The sequence below is a fragment of the Vibrio sp. 10N.261.46.A3 genome, assembly GCF_041472995.1.
GTDB classification, from domain to species: domain Bacteria; phylum Pseudomonadota; class Gammaproteobacteria; order Enterobacterales; family Vibrionaceae; genus Vibrio; species Vibrio coralliirubri.
On record NZ_JBFRRH010000105.1, the window covers coordinates 1 to 9,280 of the forward strand.

10 protein-coding genes are annotated in these 9,280 nt (G+C 45.6%); 9 read left to right on the forward strand and 1 reads right to left on the reverse strand.

Annotated elements, in window-relative coordinates:
* Window positions 1-1,915: transketolase (gene tkt / locus AB4484_RS21440; RefSeq protein WP_372080311.1), on the reverse strand; the 1,915-nt coding region annotated here is incomplete at its 3' end.
* A gap of 357 nt (window positions 1,916-2,272) precedes the next feature.
* Between tkt and metK the strand changes: the two genes are divergently transcribed.
* The 9 genes from metK to AB4484_RS21485 all read left to right on the forward strand — a co-directional run bounded on the left by metK (window position 2,273) and on the right by AB4484_RS21485 (window position 9,256).
* The gene (metK, locus tag AB4484_RS21445) at window positions 2,273-3,427 is read left to right on the forward strand and encodes a methionine adenosyltransferase (protein ID WP_017062234.1); all 1,155 of its coding nucleotides are present in this window, start codon (window positions 2,273-2,275) and stop codon (window positions 3,425-3,427) included.
* 368 nt (window positions 3,428-3,795) lie between these two features.
* The gene (locus tag AB4484_RS21450) at window positions 3,796-4,593 is read left to right on the forward strand and encodes a DUF2189 domain-containing protein (protein WP_372080313.1); all 798 of its coding nucleotides are present in this window, start codon (window positions 3,796-3,798) and stop codon (window positions 4,591-4,593) included.
* A gap of 80 nt (window positions 4,594-4,673) precedes the next feature.
* Window positions 4,674-5,174, forward strand: coding sequence for a SprT family zinc-dependent metalloprotease (locus tag AB4484_RS21455; RefSeq protein ID WP_372080315.1), 501 nt, complete (start codon window positions 4,674-4,676; stop codon window positions 5,172-5,174).
* A gap of 96 nt (window positions 5,175-5,270) precedes the next feature.
* Window positions 5,271-6,002 (forward strand): endonuclease, encoded by a 732-nt coding sequence (locus tag AB4484_RS21460; protein ID WP_248339500.1) that lies wholly within the window; start codon window positions 5,271-5,273, stop codon window positions 6,000-6,002.
* A gap of 153 nt (window positions 6,003-6,155) precedes the next feature.
* Window positions 6,156-6,887: a 16S rRNA (uracil(1498)-N(3))-methyltransferase gene (gene rsmE, locus AB4484_RS21465; protein ID WP_372080317.1), complete on the forward strand. Its 732-nt coding sequence runs from the start codon at window positions 6,156-6,158 to the stop codon at window positions 6,885-6,887.
* Between the two features lie 9 nt (window positions 6,888-6,896).
* Window positions 6,897-7,847: a glutathione synthase gene (gene gshB, locus AB4484_RS21470; RefSeq protein ID WP_372080319.1), complete on the forward strand. Its 951-nt coding sequence runs from the start codon at window positions 6,897-6,899 to the stop codon at window positions 7,845-7,847.
* 104 nt (window positions 7,848-7,951) lie between these two features.
* On the forward strand, window positions 7,952-8,515 hold the full coding sequence (locus tag AB4484_RS21475) for a YqgE/AlgH family protein (RefSeq protein ID WP_048611435.1): 564 nt from the start codon (window positions 7,952-7,954) through the stop codon (window positions 8,513-8,515).
* 60 nt (window positions 8,516-8,575) lie between these two features.
* Window positions 8,576-8,998, forward strand: a complete 423-nt coding sequence (gene ruvX, locus AB4484_RS21480; protein WP_017062240.1) for a Holliday junction resolvase RuvX — start codon at window positions 8,576-8,578, stop codon at window positions 8,996-8,998.
* Window positions 8,999-9,097: 99 nt separating this feature from the next.
* Entirely contained in the window at window positions 9,098-9,256 is a 159-nt protein-coding gene (locus tag AB4484_RS21485) for a hypothetical protein (protein WP_162926813.1), read from the forward strand.
* The last annotated feature ends 24 nt before the right edge of the window (window positions 9,257-9,280 follow it).

Here is a 9,280-nt window from a genome sequence, read left to right on the forward strand (position 1 = left end):
CAGATTCGCCGAACGTTGTCATACCGATGATCTTGCCACCGAAACCAACGTACTTGTACCAGAAGTCAGCGATGCCAGCTTCTACTGCGATACGTGCAGTTACATCAGATGGAAGTACAGACTCACGGTATTCAGCATCTTGCTTGTCGAACGCGTCAGTTGCAGGCATAGATACTACGCGTACTGCTTTACCTTCAGCGGTTAGTTGTGCAGCAGCTTCAACTGCAAGCTCAACTTCAGAACCCGTTGCAATGATGATTAGTTCTGGCTTACCAGCACAATCTTTCAGGATGTAACCACCCTTAGCGATGTTAGCTACTTGCTCAGCGCTACGATCTTGTTGTGCAAGGTTTTGACGAGAGAAGATTAAAGATGAAGGACCATCTTTACGCTCAATAGCCAGTTTCCAAGCAACTGCTGATTCAACTTGGTCACATGGACGCCATGTGCTCATGTTTGGAGTTAAACGTAGAGAAGCGATCTGCTCAACCGGTTGGTGAGTAGGACCATCTTCGCCAAGGCCGATAGAGTCGTGCGTGTAAACTTGGATGTTCTGAACTTTCATCAGAGCAGCCATACGCATTGCGTTACGAGCGTATTCCATGAACATTAGGAACGTTGCGCCGTATGGTACGAAACCACCGTGCAGAGCGATACCGTTCATGATAGCCGTCATACCGAATTCACGTACACCGTAGTGGATGTAGTTACCAGAGAAGTCAGTTGCTTCAAGAGACTTAGAACCAGACCACATAGTTAGGTTAGAAGGCGCAAGGTCAGCAGAGCCACCCATGAATTCTGGAAGCATTTGACCAAACGCTTCTAGTGCGTTTTGAGATGCTTTACGTGAAGCGATGTTTGCAGGGTTAGCTTGAAGATCAGCAATGATTGCGTTTGCTTTCTCTTCCCACTCAGCTGGAAGTTCGCCGTTAGTACGACGTTTGAATTCTGCTGCTAGCTCAGGGTAAGCCGCTGCGTATGCGTCAAACTTTGCATTCCACGCTGCTTCTTTCGCTGCGCCTGCTTCTTTTGCATTCCACTCAGCTGCAATATCCGCTGGAATTTCGAAAGGACCGTGTTCCCAACCCAGTGCCGCTTTAGTTGCTGTGATTTCATCAGCACCTAGTGGAGCACCGTGACAGTCGTGCGTACCTGCTTTGTTTGGAGAACCAAAACCGATGATAGTTTTAGTACAGATAAGTGTAGGGCGAGGGTCCGCTTTAGCCGCTTCAATTGCTGCGTTGATAGCGTCAGAGTCGTGACCATCTACAGCTGGGATTACATGCCAGCCGTAAGCTTCAAAACGCTTAGGTGTATCGTCAGAGAACCAACCTTCAACTTCACCATCGATAGAGATACCGTTGTCATCCCAGAAAGCAACCAGCTTACCAAGACCAAGCGTACCTGCTAGCGAACATGCTTCGTGAGAGATACCTTCCATCAGACAGCCATCACCCATGAATGCATAAGTGTAGTGGTCTACGATGTCGTGGCCTTCTTTGTTGAACTGAGCAGCAAGCGCTTTCTCAGCCATTGCCATGCCAACAGCGTTCGTGATGCCTTGACCTAGAGGACCAGTCGTTGTCTCGATACCAGGAGCGTAACCGTACTCTGGGTGACCTGGAGTCTTAGAGTGCAGTTGACGGAAGTTTTTCAGGTCTTCAATTGAAAGCTCGTAACCTGCAAGGTGAAGCAGAGAGTAAATCAACATTGAACCATGGCCGTTAGACAAGATAAAACGGTCGCGGTCAGCCCACTCTGGGTTTGCTGGGTTGTGGTTCAAGTGGCCACGCCAAAGAACTTCAGCGATGTCAGCCATACCCATAGGTGCGCCTGGGTGGCCTGAATTTGCTTGTTGAACACCGTCCATGCTAAGTGCGCGGATTGCATTGGCTAGATCTTTACGAGAAGGCATGTCTGCTCCTGAGTACATAAGCGATTTAAAAAAGAGATAATTGCTAAAGTTTTCATTTTTATTAGCGCGGGTATTCTCTCAAACGACTATTGCGACTGCAAACGTTTTACTGGCATTTTAACGGTCATTTTTCGCAATTTTCGAACATTTACATCACTTGGCAGTGGCTTATCTCGATCGATACGCAAACGATTAGTTATGACATATCATAAAAAAGAGCTTGTAATTCGACCGCTGGAATTTAGAATAGCCGTCTAGATGTAGAAACACCTACAAAATATACTGTATTTGATGGCGGCGCTTCCTAGCTTGCGACGCCATAAACTATTTACACCAAAAACTAAAAGTGGAGCTCTCATGGCTAAGCACCTATTCACTTCTGAATCTGTTTCAGAAGGCCATCCAGATAAAATTGCAGACCAAATCTCTGATGCTGTTCTTGATGCCATCTTGGAACAAGATCCAAAAGCACGTGTTGCTTGTGAGACTTACGTTAAAACCGGCATGGTTATGGTTGGCGGTGAAGTAACAACGTCTGCATGGGTTGATATCGAAGAAATCACTCGTGAAACAGTGCGTGAAATTGGTTACGTTCATTCTGATATGGGCTTTGACGCTGACTCTTGTGCTGTTCTGAACACCATTGGTAAGCAGTCTCCAGACATCAACCAAGGTGTTGATAAAGAAGACCCTAAAGAGCAAGGCGCAGGCGACCAAGGTATCATGTTTGGTTACGCGACTAACGAAACACCAATCCTAATGCCAGCTCCAATTACTTACTCTCACCTTCTTGTTAAGAAGCAAGCTGAAGTACGTAAGAGCGGCAAACTTGACTTCCTTCGCCCAGATGCGAAATCTCAAGTTACGTTCCAATACGACCAAGGTAAGATCGTTGGTATCGACGCTGTTGTTCTTTCGACTCAACACTGCGATTCAGTAACAACACCTGACCTACGTGAAGCAGTAATGGAAGAGATCATCAAGCCAGTACTTCCTGCTGAGTGGATCAACAAAGACACTAACTTCTTCATCAACCCAACAGGCCGTTTCGTAATCGGTGGCCCAATGGGTGACTGTGGTCTAACAGGTCGTAAGATCATCGTTGATACCTACGGCGGCGCAGCTCGTCACGGTGGCGGCGCATTCTCTGGTAAAGATCCATCAAAAGTTGACCGTTCTGCAGCTTACGCGGCTCGTTACGTTGCGAAAAACATCGTTGCTGCTGGCATGGCTGACCGTTGTGAGATTCAACTGTCTTACGCTATCGGTGTTGCTGATCCAACATCTATCATGGTTGAAACGTTTGGTACTGAAAAAGTAGCTCACGAAATCATCATCGAAGCAGTTCGTCAAAACTTCGACCTACGTCCATACGGCCTTCAAGAGATGCTGAACCTTCTTCAGCCTATCTACAAGCAGACTGCTGCATACGGCCACTTCGGTCGTGAAGAGTTCCCTTGGGAAGCAACTGACAAAGCAGCAATCCTTGCGGACTTCGCTGGCCTAAAATAATTTAGCCACTGCGATTCGTTTCTTTAAAGCCCTTACTTTTTAGTAAGGGCTTTATTTTTATGTACTTACCGAACTTTCACTCGCCATCCCCTTCTCTAATACCCTTCTTTACCGTTAACCACTTAGTATAAAAAACCGCTGATAATTTGTGTTTTCTAACACTACTGACAATAGTTAAGGTAACTCCTAAGCGATCAAGCTCACATTTAACTTAAATTAATTCAGTCTGATAACGCTCGTTAAATGCACGCTAGAACAAAAACTGGGATGACAAAGAGCAATTTAGCTCAACACCATAACTCTCACACAAGCCACATCGATGAGCCTTATGGAATTATAACTAGGACGTTATTTAACTAGGGGGATCTATGCCTCGTACCGCGCACCCATCCGAACTGAACGATAAAAAACACAAGGTCAGCGATAAGGATTACGCTCGTACCATTCCTTGCAACCAAATCAGTATTTCCGCACCCTTTCATTGGTTGTCGCTTGCTCTGCATGACTTAGTAAGAATGCCATTAATTAGCGCATTCTACGGTTTGTGCTTTATGGGAGCGGCAATCGCCATTGTTCAACTTGTCCAATGGCAAGGAACACACTTGGTCGTAATGCCAAGCCTGATCGTGTACATGCTGATAGGGCCGTTTCTTGCCCTAGGCTTGTACGACGCAGCTTGGGAAAGAGAAAAAGGACACAACGCCAGCCTACTGCACTCGATGAAAGCCATTACTCGCAACTCCACCCACCAATGGGCCTTTGCGATCGTATTGATGGTTGCGATGATATTCTGGATGCGTATCGCTGCGTTATTGCACGCGCTCTACCCTTCAGTACAAGGCGCACCGTTATCTGAGTTCGCTCCCTTCTTAATTACGGGTTCTGTGATTGGTTTTGTTATCGCAAGCCTCATATTTAGCATCTCAGCATTTTCAATTCCGTTAATGATGGAGAGACGCGTCGATGTGATGAGTGCGATTTTCACTAGCTTTAATGCTGTGAAATCGAACATCCCTGCGATGGTGGTATGGGCGAGTATTATTTGTGCCGGTATTCTGGTGGGTTTTGCTACCTACGGCATCGGAATGATCGTCACCATGCCGCTACTTGGCTATGGTACATGGCACGCTTATCACGAGATCATTAAGAAGAATCACCATCTATAAATAATCGCCATATTAACAAGCAATGTTATGATGAGGCCTTAGCTTAAACGCTGAGGCCTTTTATTTGGAGTTAACAACGTTTGTCTTACACCCCGCAACAACATCGAGCAAATAAGAAATTGGCTAAGTGCCTCGCTATCGCAAATCAACATTTCTCTCGTGAATTCCCTCACCCAATTATCACCTTCAAGTTAAGAGGCAAAGCGGCGGGAAAGGCCTACCTTCAGCTCAACGAAATTAAGCTCAATCACGTACTATTCGCTGAAAATGAAGACGCCTTCATCAACGAAGTTGTGCCGCATGAACTCGCACACCTGATCACGCATCAGGTTTTCGGACGTGTTAGGCCTCACGGAAACGAGTGGAAATACGTGATGGAAAAAGTATTCAACGTGCCAGCCAGAACAACTCACAGCTTTGAAATCGCGTCAGTTCAAGGGAAAACCTTTGAATATCGATGTGAGTGCACCACTTATCCATTATCAATCAGACGACACAACAAAGTACTTCGGAACCAATCGACCTACCGTTGCCAATTGTGCCAGCAAACCTTAGCTTTTACGGGAACTCAGCTAAGCTAGTGAGAGGTTGATTTACTCGATAGAATAAATCTAATAGAGAGATCTAACATTTGAGTGCTAGACTGATTTTTATCATACTTTTATCAGTCTTTTTCTATGCAAAAACTCACCTTCAAAGCATTTGGCCTACCTGTGTCTTTTTACTTAACGATAGTATTTGGCCTACTGGTAACCCAAAGCGTTTTCGCCGCACCACCGAGCTCATTTTCCAAAGCAAAAAGAGAAGCGGTGAAGATTTATCTCGACCATCCGACTTCATTTTATTGTGGCTGTGACATTACATGGAAGGACAAAAAGAAAGGCATTCCCGATCTTGACGGCTGTGGTTATCAAGTCCGAAAACAACAAAAGCGGGCGAGTCGAATTGAGTGGGAACACGTGGTTCCAGCTTGGCAATTTGGCCACCAGCGTCAGTGCTGGCAAGATGGCGGGCGCAAGAATTGCACTCGTAATGACAAAGTATTCAAGTCCATGGAAGCCGATCTTCACAACCTGACACCTGCCATTGGTGAAGTAAACGGTGATCGCTCCAACTACAATTTCAGTCAGTGGAATGGCATGGATGGTGTGAGCTATGGTCAGTGTGAAATGCAGGTCAACTTTAAACAGCGTAAAGTTATGCCGCCAGACAGAGCAAAAGGCTCTATCGCGCGTACTTACCTTTACATGAGCCAAGAGTATGGTTTCAAGCTATCTAAGCAACAAACCAACCTAATGATGGCGTGGAACAAGCAATTTCCTGTCGACAAGTGGGAATGTACTCGTGATGAGCGAATCTATGCCATCCAAGGTAATCACAACCCATTTGTTTACCCTGCTTGTAAATAACGTCGATCGTACAATCAACATTCCTAGCTATCTCAAACAAGAGTTTCAGAATTGCCCCTGAAACTCTTGCTCTACCCTTGTTTTTTCAACTAAAAGCATCCATGTTAGGCAGAGACAAAATACCCAAATGAACATATTTATAGGTTTACCAGCATGAGAATCCCTCGTATCCATCACCCAGAACGCATTCACCAGTTAGGTTCACTCGCTTTAGGCGAAGATGCCGCGGGTCATGTTGGTCGTGTCCTTCGCATGAAAGAAGGCCAAGAAGTGCTTCTATTTGATGGCAGTGGCGCCGAATTCCCTGCGACGATAGCCGAAGTCTCAAAGAAAAATGTCTCCGTTAATGTTTCTGAACGCATCGAACGCAGCAGCGAATCTCCGTTAGACTTACATTTAGGCCAAGTAATTTCACGTGGCGACAAAATGGAGTTCACGATTCAGAAATCGGTTGAGCTTGGTGTGAACACCATTACCCCTTTAATTTCAGAGCGCTGTGGCGTTAAACTTGATACAAAACGCTTCGAGAAAAAACTCGCACAGTGGCAAAAGATTGCTATCGCGGCGTGTGAACAGTGTGGCCGCAATACGGTTCCAGTCATTCGTCCAATTATGCAGCTTGAAGAGTGGTGCAGCGAACCAAGCGAAGCACTAAAGCTAAACCTGCACCCTCGTGCAAAGTACTCAATTAATACCCTTCCAGAACCTATCAGTAAGGTGCGCCTATTGATCGGTCCTGAAGGTGGCTTGTCGGCTGAAGAAATCGGTATGACAGAACAATACAAATTTGAAGAGACGCTACTCGGCCCACGTGTACTTCGTACTGAGACAGCAGCTCTAACCGCAATTACTGCCTTACAAGTCCGTTTTGGCGATCTAGGCTAGGAGAAAAAAATGATCAAACTTGGCATCGTAATGGATCCAATTTCATCCATTAACATCAAAAAAGACTCTAGCTTTGCCATGATGCTTGAAGCTCAGCGTCGTGGTTACGAAATCCATTACATGGAAATGGATGATCTACACTTAGATCAAGGCGTAGCCATTGCTGACACTAAGGTTGTAGAACTCAAAGAAGATCCAAACGGTTGGTACGAATTCAAGTCAGAACAGACAATCGCGCTATCTGATTTAGATGCAGTATTAATGCGTAAAGATCCTCCGTTTGATACTGAGTACATTTACGCGACTTACATTCTTGAGCGTGCTGAAGAGAACGGCGCACTGATCGTAAACAAACCACAAAGCCTTCGCGACTGTAACGAGAAGTTGTTCACGGCTTGGTTCCCAGAACTAACACCGACCACCATCGTGACTCGTAAAGCGGAAAAGATTAAAGAATTCCGCGAGAAGCACGGTGATGTGATCCTTAAACCACTAGATGGTATGGGTGGCGCATCTATCTTCCGCGTGAAGGAAGGCGATCCAAACGTATCGGTGATCATTGAAACACTGACGAACCACGGTCAAAACTACGCAATGGCACAGACTTTTGTTCCTGACATCAGCAATGGTGATAAGCGTATTCTTGTGGTTGACGGGGAGCCAATGCCTTACTGCCTAGCTCGTATTCCTGCTAAAGGGGAAACACGCGGCAACCTAGCAGCCGGCGGCACGGGTGAAGCTCGTCCGTTAAGTGAAACAGACTGGGCTATCGCACACGCAGTGGCTCCTTCACTAAAAGAAAAAGGCTTAATCTTTGTAGGTCTTGACGTTATCGGTGACAAGCTGACTGAAATTAACGTAACTAGCCCTACTTGTATCCGTGAAATTGAAGCTGCTTTTGATATTTCGGTAACAGGTAAATTAATGGACGCAATCGAGCGTCGCGTTAACGCTAAATAGCCTAAACTAAAGAAAGCCTTAGCTATTCGCAAACGGCACAGAATCAATGAGCGGCTTCACGCCGCTCTTTTTCCTTTACTGGGAACACACTGGCAGGAGGCTCTATGAATTTAACGAACCACTTTCTGGTTGCTATGCCCGGAATGAAAGACCCCTACTTTCAAAATTCGGTAATTTACCTTTGTGAGCACAACGACGAAGGTGCGATGGGCTTAATGATCAACGCCCCTATCGATGTCACTGTCGGCAGCATGCTTAAACAAGTTGAGGTTGATTCTGAGCAGCCGAAATCCAACCAAGCAAGTCTTGATAAGCCAGTATTGAACGGTGGGCCGGTCGCAGAAGACCGTGGATTTATTTTGCACAAACCTAAAGGCAGCTATCAATCCAGCATCAACATGACAGATCAAATCTCGGTGACGACTTCAAAAGATATCTTGATGGTGTTGGGTACAGAAGATGAGCCGATGAATTATCTAGTCGCACTTGGTTATGCAGGATGGGAACCGGGACAACTGGAAACCGAGCTGACCGAGAACTCATGGTTAACTGTTGAAGCCGACCCGAAGGTCATCTTCGATACACCAATTTCTGACCGCTGGAAAGTCGCCGTGCAGATGTTAGGCATCAATGCCGCTCAGCTTTCAGCAGACGCTGGTCACGCCTAACTCAAATCAGCTCAATAAAATAAATAGACACTCTCAAACACAGATAAATTTGGAAACCCTATGTCACGAACAATTATGGCATTTGACTACGGTACAAAAAGTATCGGCAGTGCGATAGGACAAGAAATCACGGGCACAGCAAGCCCTCTAAAAGCTTTTAAAGCCAAAGATGGCATCCCAAATTGGGACGATATCGAAAAGCAAATTAAGGAGTGGCAGCCGAACCTGATTGTAGTCGGCCTTCCTACCGACCTTCATGGTAAAGACTTAGCAACCATTACACCCAGAGCGAAGAAGTTCGCTAACCGTCTTAAAGGACGTTTTGGTGTGGATGTTGAGCTCCATGATGAAAGACTATCGACCACAGAAGCAAGGGCCGACCTTTTTGAAATGGGCGGCTATAAAGCGCTAAGCAAAGGCAATGTCGATAACCAGTCTGCAGTCGTCATTTTAGAGAGCTGGTTTGAAGCACAATATTCTTAACGAAAATTAAGAGCTCAAAGATTAAACTCCTTTGTGATCCTATAATGATATTACGACGTAATGTCGAAGCAATTCATTATTAGGTAAGTGGGAGTTCACATGAAAATTTTTCTAGCAATCTTCGCCGCTCTAACCATTTCAGCATGTAGTTCAATGGGTGGTTCAGCGGGTTATACTGGCGAACAATATCCAACTAAAATTAAATTAGAGAAAGAGCGTGGCTACTCGAACGACAACAACAGCTTTGGCAATCACTGATTTACCCTATCTGGCAGGGTAGTT

Bases quoted from the DNA above. Each gene is read 5' to 3' on its own strand.
- metK (WP_017062234.1), top strand. From the start codon at position 2,273: ATGGCTAAGCACCTATTCACTTCTGAATCTGTTTCAGAAGGCCATCCA.
- AB4484_RS21450 (WP_372080313.1), top strand. From the start codon at position 3,796: ATGCCTCGTACCGCGCACCCATCCGAACTGAACGATAAAAAACACAAG.
- AB4484_RS21460 (WP_248339500.1), top strand. From the start codon at position 5,271: ATGCAAAAACTCACCTTCAAAGCATTTGGCCTACCTGTGTCTTTTTAC.
- rsmE (WP_372080317.1), top strand. From the start codon at position 6,156: ATGAGAATCCCTCGTATCCATCACCCAGAACGCATTCACCAGTTAGGT.
- gshB (WP_372080319.1), top strand. From the start codon at position 6,897: ATGATCAAACTTGGCATCGTAATGGATCCAATTTCATCCATTAACATC.
- AB4484_RS21475 (WP_048611435.1), top strand. From the start codon at position 7,952: ATGAATTTAACGAACCACTTTCTGGTTGCTATGCCCGGAATGAAAGAC.
- ruvX (WP_017062240.1), top strand. From the start codon at position 8,576: ATGTCACGAACAATTATGGCATTTGACTACGGTACAAAAAGTATCGGC.
- AB4484_RS21485 (WP_162926813.1), top strand. From the start codon at position 9,098: ATGAAAATTTTTCTAGCAATCTTCGCCGCTCTAACCATTTCAGCATGT.